16 protein-coding genes and 1 pseudogene are annotated in these 18,999 nt (G+C 57.4%); 13 read left to right on the top strand and 4 right to left on the bottom strand.

Annotated features, from left to right (window positions below; translation table 11 throughout):
- Positions 1-103: 103 nt before the first annotated feature.
- A complete protein-coding gene (gene pqqU, locus ACWKXN_RS09325; RefSeq protein WP_454543689.1) occupies positions 104-2,218 on the bottom strand; it encodes a TonB-dependent receptor PqqU in 2,115 nt (704 codons plus the stop codon).
- 242 nt (positions 2,219-2,460) lie between these two features.
- Between pqqU and yncE the strand changes: the two genes are divergently transcribed.
- The gene (gene yncE, locus ACWKXN_RS09320; RefSeq protein ID WP_454543688.1) at positions 2,461-3,522 is read left to right on the top strand and encodes a 7-bladed beta-propeller protein YncE; all 1,062 of its coding nucleotides are present in this window, start codon (positions 2,461-2,463) and stop codon (positions 3,520-3,522) included.
- Between the two features lie 48 nt (positions 3,523-3,570).
- Here the strand turns inward: yncE and ansP are convergent, their stop codons facing one another.
- Together ansP and ACWKXN_RS09310 are read right to left on the bottom strand one after the other, a co-directional pair.
- Positions 3,571-5,067 (bottom strand): L-asparagine permease, encoded by a 1,497-nt coding sequence (ansP, locus tag ACWKXN_RS09315; RefSeq protein ID WP_023311978.1) that lies wholly within the window; start codon positions 5,065-5,067, stop codon positions 3,571-3,573.
- A 322-nt stretch (positions 5,068-5,389) separates the two neighbouring features.
- Complete coding sequence (locus tag ACWKXN_RS09310; RefSeq protein ID WP_210867157.1) at positions 5,390-6,286, bottom strand: LysR family transcriptional regulator; 897 nt, start codon at positions 6,284-6,286, stop codon at positions 5,390-5,392.
- Between the two features lie 112 nt (positions 6,287-6,398).
- Between ACWKXN_RS09310 and ACWKXN_RS09305 the strand changes: the two genes are divergently transcribed.
- Positions 6,399-6,797, top strand: coding sequence for a (R)-mandelonitrile lyase (locus ACWKXN_RS09305; RefSeq protein ID WP_023311976.1), 399 nt, complete (start codon positions 6,399-6,401; stop codon positions 6,795-6,797).
- Here the strand turns inward: ACWKXN_RS09305 and ACWKXN_RS09300 are convergent.
- Entirely contained in the window at positions 6,794-8,329 is a 1,536-nt protein-coding gene (locus ACWKXN_RS09300) for a methyl-accepting chemotaxis protein (protein ID WP_454543687.1), read from the bottom strand. The two genes, ACWKXN_RS09305 and ACWKXN_RS09300, sit on opposite strands and share 4 nt — an antisense overlap.
- 345 nt (positions 8,330-8,674) lie before the next feature.
- Here ACWKXN_RS09300 and ACWKXN_RS09295 point away from each other — a divergent pair, with 345 nt between their 5' ends.
- The 11 genes and pseudogenes from ACWKXN_RS09295 to ACWKXN_RS09245 all read left to right on the top strand — a co-directional run bounded on the left by ACWKXN_RS09295 (position 8,675) and on the right by ACWKXN_RS09245 (position 18,955).
- Entirely contained in the window at positions 8,675-9,214 is a 540-nt protein-coding gene (locus ACWKXN_RS09295) for an AAA family ATPase (protein ID WP_048979190.1), read from the top strand.
- A 110-nt stretch (positions 9,215-9,324) separates the two neighbouring features.
- Complete coding sequence (locus ACWKXN_RS09290) at positions 9,325-10,326, top strand: LLM class flavin-dependent oxidoreductase (RefSeq protein ID WP_454543686.1); 1,002 nt, start codon at positions 9,325-9,327, stop codon at positions 10,324-10,326.
- Positions 10,323-11,444 carry an amidohydrolase gene (locus tag ACWKXN_RS09285; protein WP_454543685.1) on the top strand — a complete coding sequence of 374 codons (1,122 nt, stop codon included), beginning with the start codon at positions 10,323-10,325 and terminating at the stop codon, positions 11,442-11,444. Before ACWKXN_RS09290 ends, ACWKXN_RS09285 begins: the two co-directional genes overlap by 4 nt.
- Positions 11,445-11,460: 16 nt before the next feature.
- Positions 11,461-13,724, top strand: a pseudogene (locus tag ACWKXN_RS09280) (NtaA/DmoA family FMN-dependent monooxygenase).
- Between the two features lie 9 nt (positions 13,725-13,733).
- Positions 13,734-14,243, top strand: coding sequence for a GNAT family N-acetyltransferase (locus ACWKXN_RS09275; RefSeq protein ID WP_032656866.1), 510 nt, complete (start codon positions 13,734-13,736; stop codon positions 14,241-14,243).
- 9 nt (positions 14,244-14,252) lie between these two features.
- On the top strand, positions 14,253-15,179 hold the full coding sequence (locus ACWKXN_RS09270; protein ID WP_039262857.1) for an amino acid ABC transporter permease: 927 nt from the start codon (positions 14,253-14,255) through the stop codon (positions 15,177-15,179).
- Positions 15,163-15,936 (top strand): amino acid ABC transporter ATP-binding protein, encoded by a 774-nt coding sequence (locus ACWKXN_RS09265; RefSeq protein WP_047060962.1) that lies wholly within the window; start codon positions 15,163-15,165, stop codon positions 15,934-15,936. The genes ACWKXN_RS09270 and ACWKXN_RS09265 overlap by 17 nt, the downstream gene beginning before the upstream one ends.
- A 9-nt stretch (positions 15,937-15,945) precedes the next feature.
- Positions 15,946-16,833, top strand: coding sequence for an ABC transporter substrate-binding protein (locus ACWKXN_RS09260; protein ID WP_126795545.1), 888 nt, complete (start codon positions 15,946-15,948; stop codon positions 16,831-16,833).
- Positions 16,834-16,874: 41 nt separating this feature from the next.
- Positions 16,875-17,492 (top strand): glutathione S-transferase family protein, encoded by a 618-nt coding sequence (locus ACWKXN_RS09255; protein ID WP_039262854.1) that lies wholly within the window; start codon positions 16,875-16,877, stop codon positions 17,490-17,492.
- A 37-nt stretch (positions 17,493-17,529) separates the two neighbouring features.
- Positions 17,530-17,760, top strand: a complete 231-nt coding sequence (gene pptA / locus ACWKXN_RS09250; RefSeq protein ID WP_023335848.1) for a tautomerase PptA — start codon at positions 17,530-17,532, stop codon at positions 17,758-17,760.
- A 193-nt stretch (positions 17,761-17,953) separates the two neighbouring features.
- Positions 17,954-18,955 carry a Kdo(2)-lipid IV(A) acyltransferase gene (locus tag ACWKXN_RS09245; RefSeq protein WP_454543684.1) on the top strand — a complete coding sequence of 334 codons (1,002 nt, stop codon included), beginning with the start codon at positions 17,954-17,956 and terminating at the stop codon, positions 18,953-18,955.
- The last annotated feature ends 44 nt before the right edge of the window (positions 18,956-18,999 follow it).

Here is an 18,999-nt window from a genome sequence, read left to right as displayed (position 1 = left end):
GCGACTATATTTCGCCCCTAATTATTTATCTGGTGAATAACTCCTGATGGTTTATTGCCATCAGGAGCGTTATTTCATTAATTAAATAAACTTTTCTTATCGCTTACTCGAAGCGATAAGAGACCGACAGCCCGACCCCGTAGTTACGGCCTGGTGCAGGCTCGTAATAACGACCGTTAGACTCGTTGACAATAACCGAGCCCGCGTACTCTTTATCGAACAGGTTATCGACGCGGCCAAAGACGTCCATGCCCCAACTGCCGTAGTTGAATTTATACCCGGTGTTCAGCCCGACCACCGTATAGGACGGCGCTTTCGCCGTATTCTCGTCGTCGGCCATGATATCGCTCATGTAGCGCACGTCTGAACCCGCGTACCAGCCTTCATCCGGCTGCCAGCCAAACGAGGCGTAACCCATGTTGCGGGCAATGCCCGGCATCCGGTTACCGTTACAGTCTGCGTCGCTGCAGACGTTAGTCCGGTAGGTGGCATCCAGGTAAGTCCACGCCATCTTCAGCTTCCAGTTCTCGGCAAACTGCTGGTCGAGGGAGACTTCCACCCCCTGACGACGGGTTTTACCGGCATTTTTATAGCTGGTACGCCCGCCAGAGCTGGCATCCACCACGATCTCATCATCCGTATCGGTGCGGAACAGCGCCGCGGTCAGCAGGCCATTGCCGATGCGGGTTTTGCTGCCCACTTCATACGTGTTGTTGGTGGACGGCTGCAGGCCGATGTTCAGGCCGCCCTGGTTATCGGCGCGATAGGAGAGCTCGTTGATGGTTGGCGTTTCGAATCCACGCCCTGCGGCAGCGTAGAGGTTCCATGCGTCCGTCACCGCATACTTCACGGAACCGGCCGGGAGCCACTTGTGATAGCTCGCGTCACCGCTGTCATCGCCGTTGCCCGGCGTAACGTAATGGTCGTTGGAATCAAACCAGACCGAGCTGTAGCGCACTCCCGCATCCACCGACAGTTTCTGCGTCAGCTGCCAGCTGGTTTGCAGGTAAGGGTCAACGTTCCACATCAGGTTACGTTCGTTTCGACGCTTATCACCCTTCACGCCGTAATCCGGCACGCCGTTGTTCATCACGAAGTTCTCGTATCCGCGACGATCTTCGCTCAGGTTTTCGTAGTTCAGGCCGGTAGTAAACGTCACCGGCACCAGCAGCTCGCCGCGGTGCGTCCAGCGGGTATCCACGCCCTGATAGTGTCGCTGCATATCGATCACGCCGTCGGAGTGGGAGGCTTTCAGCTGCGGCTGATATGGAATCGACTGGTACTGCGTCATTTCACGCTCGCCGGCGTACATCATCACGCTGAGATCGTCCTGGGTGCTGAGCTGACGATCGTAGCGCAGACCGGCCTGGGTCTGCTTGATGGTCTTGCGGGTGTTGTACTGATCGCCGCGCGGAGACTGACGCGGATTGTTCTGCCACTCCTGATAGCTCAGCCCGCCCGGATCGTTGGCCTTCATGTCCACGCTGTTAAAAATCAGCGTCAGCTTGCTGACGTCGTCAATGCGCACGCCCAGTTTGGCGTTAGCGAGGTTTTTGCGCGCGCCGCTGTGGTCGCGGTAGCCTTTGGTGGTGAAGCGGGTGGTGGAAACGGTGTAATCCACATCGCCCGCGTGGGTGCCGTCACCCATCGCGCCGGTGGCTTTCATGCCGTAGCGCCAGGTACCGTAGCTGCCGTAATAGCTGCTGGCTTCAATGGTCGGCGGCTGCTGCCCGGTCTGGGTGTTGATGTTAATCACGCCGCCGGAGGCGTTGCCGTACAGGGCAGAGAAGGGGCCGCGCAGCACTTCAACGCTCTCCACGCTGGAGAGATCGATGTTAGAGGTCTGGCCCTGTCCGTCCGGCATGGTGGCAGGGATACCGTCGACATACATACGGATACCGCGCACGCCAAACGTTGAGCGGGCACCAAACCCACGCATTGAAAGCTGGAGATCCTGGGCATAGTTCTGGCGGTTCTGAATTTGCAGTCCCGGGATGCTGCCAAGAGATTCAGACAGGTTGATGCGCGGCGCGGCGTGGCGCATGTCATCGCCATTGACGACGCTGACCGCGGCCGGGGTATCCAGTTCCGATACGGTTTGCGGCGTGGCGCTGACGATCATGGTCTGTTCCTCCGCGCTCATTGCGGTTAGCGGCGCGAAAATAACGGGAACCAGCAGCAGCGGGAGAGAAGCCTTACGGGCAGAAATGATTTTCATGAATAAAACCGGTTGTGGTGTATAAACGAACCAAATGGAACATGTCCATACATGTTAAAGGTTTTGTAAATGTTTTGAAAACTATAACCGCACATTGCGTTAATGAAAGGCGAAGCGCGAAAGAAAAACTCCACATTCAGTTCATTAATGATTACTATTCTCATTATCAAAAGGCAATGCCATGACGTTGCCTGCCGGAAGTGATGTCAGCCCAAACCCCTCTTTTCAGAAAAGGAATTGTTATGTCTTTACGTCATCTGTGCTCGCCGCGTCTGAGCCTGTCACTGCTGTCTGCCACTTTACTGCTTGCCGGGACGTTCCAGGTGCATGCCGCCGAAGAGGTGCTGCGTAAAGCGGTGGGCAAAGGGGCGTATGAAATGGCGGTCAGCCAGCAGGAGAATGCGCTGTGGGTGGCGACCTCGCAAAGCCGAAAAACCGATAAGGGCGGAGTTATCTATCGCCTTGACCCGGTCACGCTGGACGTGACGCAGGCGATTCATAGCGATCTCAAACCCTTTGGCGCCACGCTCGACGGCGCGACGCAAACCCTGTGGTTTGGCAACACCATCAACGGCGCGGTGACGGCCATCGATGCGAAAACGGGCGACGTGAAAGGGCGTCTGGTGCTTGATAATCGCCAGCGCAGTGAAACCGTGAAACCGCTGCAGCCGCGCCAGCTGGTGGCGGATGACGAGAGTAACACGATTTACATCACCGGCGTTGGCAAAGAGAGCGTGATTTGGGTAGTGGATGGCGCAACGCTGAAGCTGAAAGAGACCATTGCCAATACCGGTACGTACAGCACCGGTCTGGCGCTGGATGCGCAGGCAAAACGTCTGTACACCACGAATGCGGACGGCGAGCTGGTAACCATTGATACGGCCACCAATAAAATCCTGAGCCGCAAAAAGGTGCAGGATGACGGTAAAGAGCACTTCTACCTGAACCTCAGCCTCGATACCGCCGGCCAGCGCGCGTTCCTGACCGATTCAAAACAGCCGGAAGTGCTGGTGGTGAACCTGAAAGACGGCAGCGTGATCGAGAAAATCGCCGCGCCGGAGTCACTGGCGGTCCTGTTTAACCCGGCCCGCAATGAAGCCTATGTGACGCATCGTGAAGCCGGTAAGGTGAGCGTGATTGACGTGAAAACGTATAAGGTCACAAAAACCTTCGACACGCCGGTCTACCCGAACAGCCTGGCGCTCTCTGCGGATGGCAAAACCCTGTACGTGACGGTGAAACAAAAATCGACTCGCCAGCAGGAAGCCACCCAGCCTGACGACGTCATTCGTATCGCGCTGTAAATAAAAAAGGGAAGGCATTTGCCTTCCCTTTTTGATGCTTACGGACGCTTAACGCGAGGTTTCTTCCACCAGCGGTGCGTCGTGTTTTTCATCGTCGTGATGAACCGGCGCGGTGCTGTGAATTTCGTGAACGCGCTTACGCACGCCGAACCAGCCGGCAATCAGCAGTACCGCCAGCAGCGGAATGGTCGCGATGGTGTAAGTACCGTTCGGGTAGTCAAACGCCATCAGCACCAGCACGCTGAACAGGAACAGCAGGGTGAGCCAGGAGGTCACCGGTGCGCCCGGCATCTTGAAGCTCACATCAGCCGCTTTGCCTTCTTTGATCGCTTTGCGCAGACGCATCTGGCAGACCACAATAAAGGCCCAGGATGCGATAATCCCCAGTGCAGCGACGTTCAGAACGATCTCAAATACGCGGGACGGCACCAGATAGTTCAGGAACACGCCAAAGACGTAAACCACCAGCGTTGCCAGAATCCCCGCATAGGGAACCTGCTGCTTGCTCATCTTTGACATGAACTTCGGCGCAGAACCGCCCATCGACATGGAGCGCAGGATACGACCGGTAGAGTAAAGACCGGAGTTCAGGCTGGAGAGCGCCGCCGTCAGGACCACGATGTTCATGATGCTGCCAACGTAAGGCACGCCGAGCTTAGAGAAGAAGGTCACAAACGGACTCTGACCTGCCTGATAGGCAGTCCACGGGAGCAGCAGAACCAGCAGCACCACGGAACCGACGTAGAACAGACCGATACGCCAGATCACGCTGTTAATGGCTTTTGGCACCATGGTCTGCGGATCTTTACATTCACCTGCTGCGGTACCCACCAGTTCGATGGAAGCGAAGGCGAACACCACGCCCTGAACCAGGACCAGCGCAGGCAGCAGACCGTGCGGGAAGAATCCGCCGTTATCGGTTATCAGGTGGAAGCCGGTGGCATTGCCGTCCAGCGGTTTACCGCTGCCGAGGAAGACGGTACCCACGACCAGGAACACCACGATGGCCAGCACTTTTACCAGCGCAAACCAGAACTCCATCTCCGCGAACCACTTCACGCCGATCATGTTCATGGTGCCGACAATCGCCAGCGCGCCAAGCGCAAAGACCCACTGCGGCACATCGCCAAACGCGCCCCAGTAGTGCATATACAGCGCAACGGCGGTGATATCGACAATACCGGTCATCGCCCAGTTGACGAAGTACATCCAGCCCGCAACGTAGGCCGCTTTTTCACCGAGGAATTCACGGGCGTAAGAGACGAAGCTTCCGCTGGAAGGGCGATGCAGTACCAGTTCGCCCAGCGCACGAAGAATGAAGAAAGAGAAGATCCCGCACACCAGATAGACCAGGGCGAGAGCCGGGCCAGCCATTTGCAGACGCGCACCCGCACCTAAAAACAGACCCGTTCCGATAGCGCCGCCGATGGCGATCATTTGAACCTGACGGTTGCCCATCGCTTTGTGGTAGCCCTCTTCGTGGGAGTTCAACCAGCGACGTTTAGCAGCATGATGATCGGCTGCGCTTTTATTGCTTGTTTTCATTGAGTTACCTGTTTGCCTGTCTGAACCATTATCGTGATAGTCCTGCCTGGCAGAGCGCAATACAAACGATTGCTTCTGCGCAAACACATGTCGCCTTCCCAGTCATTCTGCGTATGGATAAGGCGAAACATGGCGAGGCATCCTACCTGCAATTCATAAGCGACGCAAAATATAACCGTGCCGAAAGTGATGCGCGTCGAAGGAAATCGTGTGGTCAGAGCAGACGGCGATCACAACACGCTGAATCGTGATGAGTTTTTAGACAAAACATTTGGCGGGTTGATTATTTAATCATCAGAATTTCTTAATTATTACCAGGTGGTCAAGATTTTGACTGCTGGAGAGCATCTAACAGTAACCTGAAAGCGGTAGTGTGCTGGCGACGGCTCGGATAATAAAGGTGATACCCCTCGAAAGTAGGGCACCACGATTCAAGGACCCTGACGAGCCGTCCGTGATTAAGCGCCCCCAGAACCGACGCCTCCGGCACGTAGGCTAATCCGAGGCCATTCTCAGCGGCGTCGATGCGCTGCGACAGGCTGCTCAGCGTAAGCTGCCCCTCAACCCGAACGCGAAGCTCGCGCCCGTCGCGTTCAAATTCCCAGTGATACAGTCCGCCGCGCGTGGGCAGGCGCATGTTGATGCAGCGGTGTTCAGCAAGCTGCTCCGGCGTCTGCGGCACGCCAAAGCGAGCCAGATAATCCCTGGAACCGACCACGGCCATGCGCATATCCGGCGCTATCCGTACCGCAATCATATCTTTTGCCACCTGTTCACCCAGGCGTACTCCCGCGTCGAAACGGCCATCCACGATATCCGTCAGGCCGTTATCTACCGTCACTTCGACGTTAATCTCAGGATACTGCACCATAAACGCCTTCAGTACCGGCCAGAGCACGGCGTCCATCGCATGCTCGCCGGCGACGATGCGAACAGAACCTGCGGGTTTGTTACGTGCGCTGCGAAGCGTCGTGAGCTCCTGCTCAATCTCCATCAAATGCGGGCTTAAGCGCGTAAAGAGTTGCTCACCCGCCTGGGTGGGAACAACGCTGCGGGTTGTGCGGGTTAAAAGGCGAACGTCGAGCCGCGCTTCAAGCTTGCGCATGGCATGACTCAGCGCCGATTGCGAGACGCCCAGCTGCGCCGCCGCGCGCGTAAAGCTGCGCTCGCGGGCGACTACCATAAAAGAGAGCAGGTCGTTGAAATTATCTTTTAGCATCGCGATTGCCTCTATTTATGAATTTCAATCATATTTCCTATCTGATTATGCACGCTAATGCTCCGGATTGCTTTGCGCTACTGTTAACGCAACAGTAAACGAGGAGCATAAGATGAAAATTATCCGCAGCGGATCATTACCTTCAGCAAAAGGACCGGAAGCCTGGTTCACCGGCACCGTCCGTATTGACGCACCATTTCAGGCGAGCGAACCTGCCAGCGTCGGCGGGGCAACCGTGACCTTTGAGCCGGGCGCGCGCACCGCGTGGCATACGCATCCCCTTGGGCAAACGCTGATTGTGACGCAGGGTCGCGGCTGGTTACAGGAGTGGGGCAAAGCGGCGGAAATATTGAATCAGGGCGATATCGCCTGGATCCCACCCGGCGTAAAGCACTGGCACGGCGCAAGCGCGCAAACGGCGATGACGCATATTGCCATCGCCGAATCCGTTAACGGCAGCCCGGTTGCATGGCTGGAAAAAGTCACCGACGAGCAGTATCCGAACGGCTAACCGCCAAAAACGGCAATCGCTTGCTGCAGGCGCGTGGTGCGCTGCGTCAGGTGATTCGCCGCGTGAGTGACGTTATCCACCATCCCCGTATTGTTGTGGGTCATTGCGCCGATACGGGAGATGGAGGCGTTGATGAGCGTCAGCGCCTGGGTTTGCTCCTGCGTGGCGTGGCCGATCTCCTTAATCAGGGAGGAGACCCGCAGCACGTTGTCGATCATAACCGTCAGCTGCGTTTCGGTTTGTTCTACTTTCTCCACGCCAGCGTTGACGCTGGCGACGTTTTTCTCAATCAGCGCTTTGATCTCTTTCGCCGCCGTCGCGGAGTGCTGCGCAAGGTTGCGCACCTCAGCCGCCACCACGGCAAAACCGCGCCCGGCTTCACCTGCGCGCGCCGCTTCCACGGCAGCATTCAGCGCAAGAATGTTGGTCTGGAAGGCAATACGATCGATAACGCTGATAATATCGACGATCTGGCTGTTATCCTGCGACACGGATTGCATCATACCGATGGTCTCTTTCATCATCGCTTCACCGCGGTGGGCGCTGTCGCGGGTGCGATCCGCCATCTCCGTGGCTTCTTTAGCCGTTTCTGCAGTCTGCTCCACCGCGCTGGCGATCTCTTCCACCGCGGACGCGGTTTGCTGCAGAAAGTCTGCGGTCTCTTCTGAACGCGTCTGCAGCGCTGCACCTTCTTTCGCGACCTGCTGGCTGATGGTGCCAATCCCGCTGATTTGCGCCCCGACGTCGTCAACCAGCGAATTGAGGTTCAAGCCTGATTGATTTACCAGACGCATCATCAGCCCGATGTCGTCGATCCTGTCAAAATGGTAATAGTCCGTTTTACGTCCTGAAACCACGCGCTGCATCTGTTGCACAATAGATTTTACCGGACGGGCGATCTGCGCATGAAGATAATAGGTCAGGGCAATAAACAGCAGCGCCAGACTTCCCGACTGCACAAGTTTATCAGGGAATAAATACACCGCCAGGCAGGAGAGTAACGCCGTCGTCGCAATACCCAGATGGATACGTTTACTGGTGCTGAGACATTTAAAGAGCGACATAAACGAAAATAAACCGCGCCGAACCAGTAACCCTTTATAAAAGCGGTAATGTTTTAATTCGTTATTACGCACTTTTGCATACAGTTTTTCACTGGCCGCAATCTCTTCCCGTGCGGGTATATTTCGCACGGAAATATACCCCGTCAGGGATCCACCCTGCCAGACAGGCGTTACGTTTGCCCGCACCCAGTAGTGGTCGCCATTATGACGACGGTTCTTCACCAGCCCCGTCCAGGTCTCACCCTGCTGCAGGGTATACCACATGTCGCCAAACGCTTCGGCAGGCATGTCGGGATGGCGGATGAGGTTATGCGGCTCACCCAGAAGATGTTCTTCTTTATATCCGCTGGCTTCAATAAAAGCGGAATTAGCATAGGTAATATGGCTTTTGGTATCGGTGGTCGACATTAACGTCGAACCATCGTTAAGTAAATACTCGTTTTGTGTAACGGGAGTGTTACGCCTCATGAGTAACTCCATGATGATGTGCAAGAATAAAAAATGCCCGGAAAATGCTCCGGCAAGAGTAATGTGTTTATTTTTATATAACGCTCTGCTGCATATTCTCTCTGAAATTATGACTGCCTGAAATACCTATTGTTCATTATTTTTAATCTGCTAATGTTCTCGAATGTAATAAAAATGAAAATATTTTCAGGGGCATATTCTGGCGTCGCTGCAAATAAATGACATAACCCAAACTGAAAGAGGGAGATCGTCTCTCTGGAAAAATTGCCATGCTGAAATAGCGTTTCGTTAACAGGATGAAAACGCTATCATTTGGTCAGTTTTCGATAACACAGTGAGGCTGAGGTGAAAATTAACGTCATCGGGACCAGCGGGAGCGGAAAAAGCACGCTGGCGAAGCAGATTGCGACCGAACTGGCTATTCCCTATATCGAGATGGACAGACTCTACTGGCGACCTGACTGGCAGGGAACGCCGGACGATGTGTTTCAGGAAAAGCTGGAGCAGGCGCTACAGGCTTCGCCAGACTGGGTGCTTGACGGCAACTATAACCGCACGCGGCCGGTGAAATGGCGTAATGTCGACGTTGTGGTGTGGGTGGATTATGGCTTTGCCCGCACCCTCTGGCAGGCGGTCACCAGGGCAGTCAAACGCGCCTGGCATAAGCGCGAGCTCTGGCCCGGCACCGGGAACAAAGAGAGTTTCCGGCGCGCGTTCTTCAGCAGAGAGTCCATTCTCATCTGGACGATGAAAACCTGGCGTAACAACCGCACGCGTTATGAAGCCGATCTGCAAAACCCGCAGTATGGGCATATTCGCTTCGTCCGCATTACCCGGCGCGAGCAGGGAAAAACGCTGATTGCCGACTTAAAGTCTTATTCTTAGCATGGTTTTATATATCTGATTTCCGGCAAACTAAATGTAAATTAATTGTTTCTCAGTGGTGAAATGCGCCTTTAATAATGTCGACATGTTAAGTCAAACGAGAACGCAACATGTCATGGCGAATCAGCATTCTGGATAAAAGCCCCATCGCTGAAAACGAAACGGCTGCCGATGCGCTGGCGCGGACCCTGGCGCTGGCGCAGCAGGCAGAAAATCTGGGCTATCACCGCTTCTGGATTGCCGAACACCACAATACTCCCCACCTTGCCAGCCCTTCGCCGGAGCTGCTGATTGCCTGGATCCTCGGGCAAACCACGCGCATCCGCGTCGGATCCGGCGGCGTGATGCTTCAGCACTACAGCCCTTATAAAGTCGCCGAGAATTTCAACGTGCTGGCCTCGCTGGCGCCCGGCCGCGTGGATCTCGGCGTCGGAAAAGCCCCCGGCGGGCTGCCGCTCTCGACCCGCGCGCTGCAGCAGGGGCTGAATCAACAGGAAAAGGGCAGCTTCGCCGAACAGCTGGCCCAGCTCGATCGCTGGATCCGTCCTGAGCATCAGTCTCATGAAGAGGCCGTTCGCGCCACGCCGCTGCCGCCGCTGCCTGCCGAGGGTTTCCTGCTGGGCGCGAGTATCGATAGCGCGCTGCTGGCCGCCGGGCTCGGCTGGCACTTTGTCTTTGCCGCGCATCTGAACGGTGACCCGGACCTGCTGCGCGAGGTGGTTTCGACCTGGCGTAAGAACAGCGCGCGGGACGTGATTGTGGCGGTACAGGCGATTGTTGCGCCGACGCAGGCCGAGGCGGATGCCCTGGCGCAGAAGGTCGAAGTGTGGGGCGTTGAGCTGGCAAACGGCCAGCGCGTCACCGTGGCCAGCGAAGAGCAGGCCTACGCCTTTGCGCGTCAGGCGGGCAGCGAGCCGGTGCGCATTGCACGTCGGGCGCAGTCGCTGCTGGCGGGAACGGCTGAGTCGGTGCTCGAACAGCTTAACGCCCTGCATGAAAAGTGGGGCATTGACGAATTTATCATCGACACGCCGGTCGCGGAGGGGGCAACGCGCGTCGCGTCGCTGCGCCTGCTTGCCGAGGCGCGTCTTAACAAGGAGGTCACCGTATGAGCTTTGGCGAACAGCTGATTGCCTGGCGTCGCGAGCTGCACCAGAACCCGGAGCTCTCCGGCCAGGAAGTGGAAACCACAACGCGTCTGCGCCAGTGGCTGACGAATGCCGGGATCACCCCGCAGCCTTACGACCTGTCGACCGGGCTGGTGGCGGAAATCGGCTCGGGCAACAAACTGATTGCGCTGCGCGCGGATATCGACGCCCTGCCGATTGAAGAGCGCAGCGGCGTGCCGTTTAGCTCCCAGCGTGCAGGCGTAATGCATGCCTGCGGACACGATATCCACACCAGCGTGATCCTCGGCGCCGCGTTAAAGCTGAAAGAGCGGGAAGCGTCGCTTAACGGCCGGGTGCGGATCCTGTTTCAGCCTGCCGAAGAGAACTTTGGCGGTGCGAAGAGCATGGTGCGGGCCGGTGCCCTGCGCGACGTCAGCGCCATCTTCGGCATGCATAACGAGCCCGGCCTGCTGGTCGGTGAGTTCGCTACCCGCGGCGGGCCGTTTTATGCCAACGTCGATCGCTTTGTGGTCCGCATTACCGGTAAGGGCGCGCACGCCGCACGTCCGCACGAAGGCAACGACGCCATCGTGCTGGCGAGTCAGCTGGTGACGGCGCTGCAAAGCGTCGCCAGCCGCAACGTCAATACGCTGGATTCGGTGGTGCTGAGCGTGACGCGCATTGCAGGCGGTAACACCTGGAACGTGCTGCCGGAAAGCGTCGAGCTGGAAGGCACGCTGCGCACCCACCGCACGGAAGTGCAGCAGAACGTGAAAGCCCGCGTGGGCGAAATCGCCGCCGGGTTTGCCAGCGCCTTTAGCGCGCAGATTGATATCACCTGGTATGCCGGGCCCACCGCGCTGGTGAACGACGAGCGCTGGGCCGATTTCGCCACCTCGGTCGCCAGAGAAGCAGGCTACGAAACCCGGCACGCCGAGCTGCATATGGGCGGGGAAGATTTCGCGGTCTATCTGCAGCAGATCCCGGGGGCGTTTGTCAGCATCGGCAGCAACAGCCCGTACGGTTTACACCATCCGGCATTCAATCCGGATGAGGCATTAATTGAGCCCGCTGCCCGCTATTTTGCACAGCTTGCGGAAAAAGCCCTGCAACACGTTTAATTCTGAAGAGGTGAATATGTCTGCACATCGTCAACTGCGGCTCGGGACCATTTTGCATGGTGCATCCGGAAATATGTCCGCCTGGCGTCACCCTGAGGCCGTCGCCGATGCCAGCATCAATTTTGATTTCGTCAAAGCGACGGCGTTAAAGGCGGAGGAGGGCAAACTCGATTTTTTATTCGTTGCCGACGGTCTCTATATCAACGAGAAATCGATCCCGCATTTTTTAAACCGCTTTGAACCGCTGACGTTGTTATCCGCGCTCGCCAGCATCACCTCGCGCCTGGGGCTGGTAGGAACCTTATCCACCTCCTACAGCGAGCCCTTCACCACGGCGCGCCAGTTCGCCAGCCTCGACCACCTGAGCAACGGGCGCGCGGGCTGGAACGTGGTGACTTCGCCGCTGGAAGGGTCAGCGAAGAACTTTTCCCGTGAAAAACATCCTGAGCATGCGCTGCGCTATCGCATTGCGGATGAGTATCTCGACGTGGTGAAAGGACTGTGGGACTCCTGGGAAGGCGACGCCTTTGTGCGCAATAAAGAGAGCGGTCAGTTTTTTGACCCGGCCAAATTGCATACCCTGGACCACCACGGTGATTTCTTCCAGGTCGCCGGGCCGCTGAATATTGGTCGAACGCCGCAGGGGCGGCCGATTGTCTTTCAGGCGGGCGCGTCGGACGACGGGAAAAAGCTGGCGGCGAAACATGCCGACGCCATTTTTACCCATCACGAGACCCTCGAAGAGGCAAAAGCCTTTTATCGCGACGTGAAGCAGCAGCTGGAAAGTAACGGACGCCGCGCGTCAGATTTACATATTTTCCAGGGCGTCAGCGTGATTGTGGGTAAAGACGCCGATGACGTGGAAAACCAGTATCAAACCACGGCGGCGCTGGTGTCGATTAACGATGCCCTCAACTACCTCGGACGCTATTTCGAACATCACGATTTCAGCCAGTACCCGCTCGACGAGCCGTTCCCGGATATCGGCGACTTAGGCAAAAACAGCTTCCGCAGCACCACTGATGAAATTAAGCGTAACGCCCGCGAGCGCAGCTTAACCCTGCGTCAGGTCGCGCTGGAAGCCGCCTCGCCGCGACCGCGCTTTTCCGGTACGCCGGAAGAGGTGGCCGACGGCCTGCAGGCCTGGTTTGAAGGCTATGCCGCAGACGGCTTCATCATTCAGGGCGGTACGCCGGACACCTTCCCGCGCTTTGTTGACCAGGTGGTGCCCGTTTTACAGGCGCGCGGCCTGTTCCGTACCGACTACCCGGGCACCACGCTGCGCGAAAGCCTCGGCTTAGACGAACCTAAAAACCAATACACACAACAATAAAAGAGAACCCCGCTATGCAGAAAACAACGCTTATTCTGGCGCTCGCGCTGGCCTTTACCCCTGCCGTCTGGGCAGAGAATGTGAATATTAACGGCACCGGCGTGAGCATCGAGGCCAATAAAACGCCGGTTAATACCGTCAAAAACAGCGAGGCGGTGGCACAGCTGCCGAAAGATTATCGCTTTGCCGTGCCGGGGAAATTTACCGTGGCGGTGGCGGGCCTCAATCAACCGCCGCTGACGGTGTTTTCCGACGACAACAAAACGCTGCTGGGAAGCGAGGTTGACGTCGCCCGTCTGGTCGCAGACAGCCTCGGGCTGGAGCTGAACGTGGTGCCAACCTCCTGGGAAGACTGGCCGCTGGGGGTGGCTTCCGGGAAATATGATGCCGCCATCAGCAACATCACCGTCACCAAAGAGCGTAAAGAGAAGTTTGATTTCGCCACCTACCGCAAAGATTCCCTCGGGTTCTACGTGAAATCAACCAGCCCGATCAAGTCGCTGCAGAAGGCGGAAGACATCGCCGGGCTGCGGATTATCGTCGGCTCCGGCACCAACCAGGAGGCCATCCTGCTGGCCTGGAATGCCGAAAACCTCAAGAAAGGTCTGAAGCCCTTTACCCCGATATACACCAAAGACGATGCGGCACAAACGCTGGCCCTGCAGTCCGGACGCGCGGATGCCTACTTTGGCCCGAACGTGATTGGCGCCTGGAAAGCGGCGCTGAACGGGAAAACCAAACTGGTGGGTAGCGTCGACGGCGGCTGGCCGAAGGCGGCGCACATCGCGGTCACGCTGAAGAAAGGCAGCGGGCTGGTTGAGCCGGTGCAAACCGCGCTGAACGGCGTGATCAAAAACGGCGACTACGACAAAGTGCTGAACCGCTGGGGGGAAGGCGTTGAGCGTATTCCTCAGTCAGAAGTGAACCCGGCTGGCCTGGGCGATTAAGGAGGCGTGATGAGCGAACGATTTCGTGATGTTTCACCGGAAGACGCCGAGCTTCAGCCCATTATCGAGGGGCTGTTCGGTGAATATGCCGCCCGCTACGGGGACTACTTCTCCAAAGACGCGGAAGTTGAGCTTACAGAGTGGTATTTAGCGCCGCAGGGGCTGTTTATTGTACTTGAGCGCGACGGGAAGATTATCGCCACCGGCGCGTACAAACCTTTCGACGAACGCACCGCGGAAATCAAACGCATCTGGACGGACAAAACCCTGCGTCAGCAGGGGCTTGCCGGGCGCGTGGTGCAGGAGCTTGAGCGCAGGGCGGTGCTGGCAGGGTACAGCCAAATATACCTGACAACCGGCTTTCGCCAGCCGGAAGCGGTACGGCTCTATCTCAGCCAGGGCTATCAGGCGCAGTTCGATCTGAACCGCGATCCGGAAGAGTACAGCCAGCCGCCGTTTGACGGTCGGCTGCGCTTCACCAAAACGCTGGTACGCGAAGCGTTCAGTAAAACCGCATGAGGAACGACGATGAGCAACGTTGAAACCATTAAGGTGGTCCCGGCGCGTTATCCGCTGCGGGCCGTCGGCGCCGCGGTGGCGCTGTTTGTCCTGGCGGTCGTGATTCAGTCCGTGGCCTTTAACCCGCGCTGGGAGTGGGCGGTGTTTGCCCGCTGGTTCTTTGACCCAGTGATCCTCGAAGGTGTCGGGCAGACCCTGCTGCTGACGCTGATCGGCACCGCGCTGAGCGTGGTGCTTGGCGGCATGCTGGCGCTGGCGAGACTCTCTTCATCCTGGCTGCTGAGCAGCCTGGCGTGGGCCTACATCTGGCTGTTCCGGTCGCTGCCGCTGATCGTGGTGCTGATCATTCTCTACAACTTTTCCTATCTCTACGACACGCTTTCGCTCGGCGTGCCGTTCACCGGCATCACCTGGGGCAGCTTTGAAACCATCAACGTGCTGGGTCAGTTTTCTACCGCCGTGGTGGGGCTCACCCTGGTGCAGAGCGCCTATACCGCCGAGATCGTTCGCGGCGGATTCCTCGGGGTCGATCACGGCCAGTATGAGGCCGCCGCCGCGCTCGGTCTGCCGGCCTGGCGACGCACGGTGCGCATCATTTTGCCTCAGGCGCTGCGCACCATTCTGCCGTCGGGGTTCAATGAAATCATCAGCCTCGCCAAGGGCACGGCGATGGTGTACGTCCTGGCGATGCCGGAGCTGTTCTATACCATCCAGATGATCTACAACCGCACGCAGGAGGTGATCCCGCTGCTGATGGTCGGTGCCGCCTGGTATCTGGCGATCACCACCGTCCTGTCCGCGATCCAGTATGGCGTCGAGCGCGCGCTTGCCCGCAGCGAACGCCGCTCTGCCGTTAACCAGAACCGTGCCGTCCGTCGCACCCGTTCTGTCACCACCACGCCAGCACAGGAACCCGTCCATGCAAGCCTCTCCTGAAGGACATATTTCGATTACCGGCGTCAGCAAGTATTTCGGTCGCCATAAGGCGCTCGACAACGTTTCGCTTGAGATCCCGCCCGGGTCCGTGACGGTGATCCTCGGGCCGTCCGGCTCCGGTAAATCGACGCTGCTGCGCACCATTAATCACCTGGAGCGCGTCGATGAAGGTTTTATTCAGATCGACGGAGACTACATTGGCTACCGTCGTCAGGGCGACAGGCTGTATGAGCTGAAGGAGAAGGAGATCCTCAAGCAGCGCGTCAACGTGGGCTACGTGTTTCAGAACTTCAATCTCTTTCCGCACCTCACGGTGCTGGAAAACCTGATTGAGGCGCCCATCGCGCATAAAAAGCTCAGCAAAAAAGAGGCGGTGGAAAGGGCGTACAGCCTGCTGGACGTGGTCGGGCTGCGGGATAAAGCCGATGCCTGGTCTCGTCATCTCTCCGGCGGGCAGCAGCAGCGTATTGCCATTGCCCGCGCGCTGGCGCTGCGTCCCCGCGTGATGCTGTTTGATGAGCCCACCTCGGCGCTGGACCCGGAGCTGGTGGGGGAAGTGTTAGACGTGATCAAAAAGCTGGCCCGGTCCGGCACCACGCTGGTGGTAGTGACCCACGAGATCGGCTTTGCCCGTGAAGTGGCGGATCAGGTGGTGTTTATGGTCGACGGAAAAATCGTCGAGCAGGGAAGCAGTGACGAGGTATTAAACCGTCCGTCACATGCGCGAACGCGCCAGTTTCTCTCCAAAGTCTTGTAAGGAGTGCCAATGAAATATGGACTTCTGGCGGGGCTGGTCTTCACGACGGCGAGCCACGCCAGCATTGATTTGAAAGCCAACGAGCAGCCGCTGCCGGTGACGGTGGATCGTCAGGCCGTGGGGAAGATCCCAGCCAATTACAAATTCGTTGAGCCGGGTACGCTGACGGTCGCCGTTTCGGCGCTGAATTCTCCGCCGCTGGCGCTGCTGGCCAGCGATAACCGCACGCGCATTGGCAGCGACCCGGATATCGCCCGCCTGCTGGCGGGCAGCCTGGGGCTAAAGCTGAAGCTGGTGCCGACGGCGTGGGAAGACTGGCCGCTCGGGATCGCCTCCGGGCGCTACGACGTGGCGCTGGTGAACATTGCGGTGACCGAACAGCGTAAAGAGAAGTTTGATTTTGCGACCTACCGCGTCGATTCGCTGGCGTTTTCGGTGAAATCCACCAGCGAGATTCAGTCAATCAAAAGCGCGGAAGATCTGGCCGGGAAAAAGGTGATCGTCGGCTCTGGTACGAATCAGGAACGCATCCTGCTGGGCTGGAACGAAGAGAACAAAAAGGCGGGAAGGGCGCCTGCGCTGCCGGTCTATCTCCACGACGATGCCTCGGGCAATCTCTATATTCAGTCCGGCAGGGCTGACGTGTTCTTCGGCCCGCAGTCGGTATCGGCCTATAAGGCTGCGCTCACGGGCAAAACCCGCGTCGTCGGTTTAGGGCCGAAAAAAGCCTATGTCGCCACCACCACCAAAAAGGGCAATGAACTGGTGTACGCGCTGCAGGCCGCGCTGGACGGCGCGATTAAGCGGGGTGATTACCAGAAGGTGCTGGCGCGCTGGGGCGAGCAGGGCGAAGCGGTGGCGCAGTCGGAGGTCAACCCGCCTGGGATAACCTACTAATGGTGCTCTACACTTAGGGTTTTCATCCCGCAGGGGGCAACATGATTAAACTCTATGGCGTACCCGGCTGGGGCTCGGCGATCGGTGAAGTGATGCTAACCCTGGCCGATATCCCTTATCAATTTATCAACGTGGACGGGTTTGACCAGCCCGGCCCGCAGCGTGAGCTGCTGCAAAAGCTTAACCCGCTGTGTCAGGTACCCACGCTGGAGCTGGAAAATGGCGCCATCATGACCGAAACGGCGGCGATCGCCCTGATGGTGCTCGACAGATGTCCCGATCTCGCTCCGCCCGTGGGGCAGGCCGAACGCCAGCAGTTTCAGCGCTTGCTGATCTGGTTTGTGGCCAACGTCTATCCCACGTTTACGTATGCGGACTATCCCGAACGCTGGGCGCCGGATGCGCCTGAACAGCTGCAGAAAAACTGCATCGAATACCGGAAGTCCCTCTATTTGTGGTTCGAAACTCAGCTCAAGGCCGCCCCGTTTGCGCTGGGTGAACGGCTGACGCTGCTGGATGTTTATATCGCGGTGGCGCGAACCTGGGGGCCACGCCATGACTGGTTTGCGGCCAATACGCCGAAACTGACGGCCATCGCAGATACCGTATGTCAGCTGCCGGAACTGCACAAGGTGTTAAAGGCCAACGGTATTATCTGATAACGTGGAGCCCTGACTCACAACTGGAAGCCTGCATATGCCACACGTAGATATCAAATGTTTTCCCCGCGATTTGAACGACGAACAAAAAACCGCACTGGCCGAGGATATTGCTGAGGTCATTATTCGCCATTTCAACAGCAAAGACAGCTCGGTGTCCGTTGCGTTGAATCAGGTGAACCAGGAGGACTGGAAAGCGCAGGTCTGGGATACCGAAATAGGACCGAAGCTGGACGAATTAATCAAAAAGCCAGGCTATTCAATGTAAGCGCAATTGCCGGGGGGAACTCTTCTCCCCGGTTTTTCCCCGCCTCATCTTCCCGCTTTTTCGCAAAAATCGATAAAAATGCGTTTTATCTTATCCGTTACACTTTACGTTTCTGGCTGACAGCCCATCAATCCTTAGGAAAGATCTCAAACAGAATCAGTTAAGGACAGACACGCTAAAGGATAATTTTCTCATGACAAAATTACCCCGTTTTTCACTCGCCTTTCTTCACCCTCGTTACTGGCTAAGCTGGGCTGGCATCGCCGCGCTGTGGCTCATCATGCTGCTCCCTTATCCGCTGCTGTTCCGAATCGGCCACAGTCTTGGACGGCTGGCGATGCGCCTGCTTCCGCGCCGCGTTGAGATTGCCCGCCGCAACCTGGAACTCTGTTTTCCGGAGATGAAAAAGGCGGAGCGAGAGTCACTGCTGCAGCGTAATTTTGAATCGGTAGGAATGGGGGTAATCGAAACCGGGATGGCATGGTTCTGGCCTGCGTGGCGGGTGAAGAAATGCTTTACCGTGACGGGTTATGAGCACATGGAAAAGGCGCGGGCAAAGGGAAATGGCGTGGTGCTCGTTGGCATGCATTTTCTCACCCTTGAGCTGGGCGCGCGGATCTTTGGCATGCTCAACCCCGGCATTGGGGTGTATCGTCCGAATAATAACGCGCTGCTGGACTGGCTTCAGACGCGCGGGCGCCTGCGCTCCAATAAAACCATGCTCGATCGTCATGATTTAAAGGGCATGATCCGCTCGCTGAAGCAGAATGAAATTTTGTGGTACGCCCCGGACCATGACTATGGCAAATCCAATAGCGTCTTTGTGCCGTTCTTTGCGGTTGCGGATGCCGCCACGACCGCGGGAAGCTATATGCTGGTCAAAAGCGCTAAGCCTGCCGTCATTCCCTTTGTGCCGCGCCGCAGGGCGGACGGTACCGGCTACGAACTGATTATTCTGGAGGATATCAGCGAGTCGCTGCAGGGGGGCGATAAAGAATCTGTTGCGACGCAGATGAACAGGGCGATTGAGCAGGCGGTACGGATGGCGCCAGAACAGTATATGTGGCTGCACCGGCGCTTCAAAACGCGTCCTGAAGGTCAGCCTGACCGGTATGCCCGCCGCAAGAGCGTGGCACCACGGGCTGATATCCTGTCCGCTGCCGATCTTTCCGACCGGTCGGGCGTCCAGCACTGAGGCAGCAATCCTGCCCTCACCGTGCAGTGAGGGCAGGATCGAGG

It is taken from the genome of Enterobacter sp. UPMP2060, assembly GCF_053709655.1.
Note: the sequence above shows the minus strand (reverse complement) of the source record. Positions and strands in the feature narration are given on the sequence as shown.

Bases quoted from the DNA above. Each gene is read 5' to 3' on its own strand.
- yncE (WP_454543688.1), top strand. From the start codon at position 2,461: ATGTCTTTACGTCATCTGTGCTCGCCGCGTCTGAGCCTGTCACTGCTG.
- ACWKXN_RS09290 (WP_454543686.1), top strand. From the start codon at position 9,325: ATGTCATGGCGAATCAGCATTCTGGATAAAAGCCCCATCGCTGAAAAC.
- ACWKXN_RS09285 (WP_454543685.1), top strand. From the start codon at position 10,323: ATGAGCTTTGGCGAACAGCTGATTGCCTGGCGTCGCGAGCTGCACCAG.
- ACWKXN_RS09265 (WP_047060962.1), top strand. From the start codon at position 15,163: ATGCAAGCCTCTCCTGAAGGACATATTTCGATTACCGGCGTCAGCAAG.
- ACWKXN_RS09255 (WP_039262854.1), top strand. From the start codon at position 16,875: ATGATTAAACTCTATGGCGTACCCGGCTGGGGCTCGGCGATCGGTGAA.
- ACWKXN_RS09260 (WP_126795545.1), top strand. From the start codon at position 15,946: ATGAAATATGGACTTCTGGCGGGGCTGGTCTTCACGACGGCGAGCCAC.
- ACWKXN_RS09305 (WP_023311976.1), top strand. From the start codon at position 6,399: ATGAAAATTATCCGCAGCGGATCATTACCTTCAGCAAAAGGACCGGAA.
- pqqU (WP_454543689.1), bottom strand. From the start codon at position 2,218: ATGAAAATCATTTCTGCCCGTAAGGCTTCTCTCCCGCTGCTGCTGGTT.
- ACWKXN_RS09300 (WP_454543687.1), bottom strand. From the start codon at position 8,329: ATGAGGCGTAACACTCCCGTTACACAAAACGAGTATTTACTTAACGAT.
- ACWKXN_RS09245 (WP_454543684.1), top strand. From the start codon at position 17,954: ATGACAAAATTACCCCGTTTTTCACTCGCCTTTCTTCACCCTCGTTAC.
- ansP (WP_023311978.1), bottom strand. From the start codon at position 5,067: ATGAAAACAAGCAATAAAAGCGCAGCCGATCATCATGCTGCTAAACGT.
- ACWKXN_RS09275 (WP_032656866.1), top strand. From the start codon at position 13,734: ATGAGCGAACGATTTCGTGATGTTTCACCGGAAGACGCCGAGCTTCAG.
- pptA (WP_023335848.1), top strand. From the start codon at position 17,530: ATGCCACACGTAGATATCAAATGTTTTCCCCGCGATTTGAACGACGAA.
- ACWKXN_RS09310 (WP_210867157.1), bottom strand. From the start codon at position 6,286: ATGCTAAAAGATAATTTCAACGACCTGCTCTCTTTTATGGTAGTCGCC.
- ACWKXN_RS09270 (WP_039262857.1), top strand. From the start codon at position 14,253: ATGAGCAACGTTGAAACCATTAAGGTGGTCCCGGCGCGTTATCCGCTG.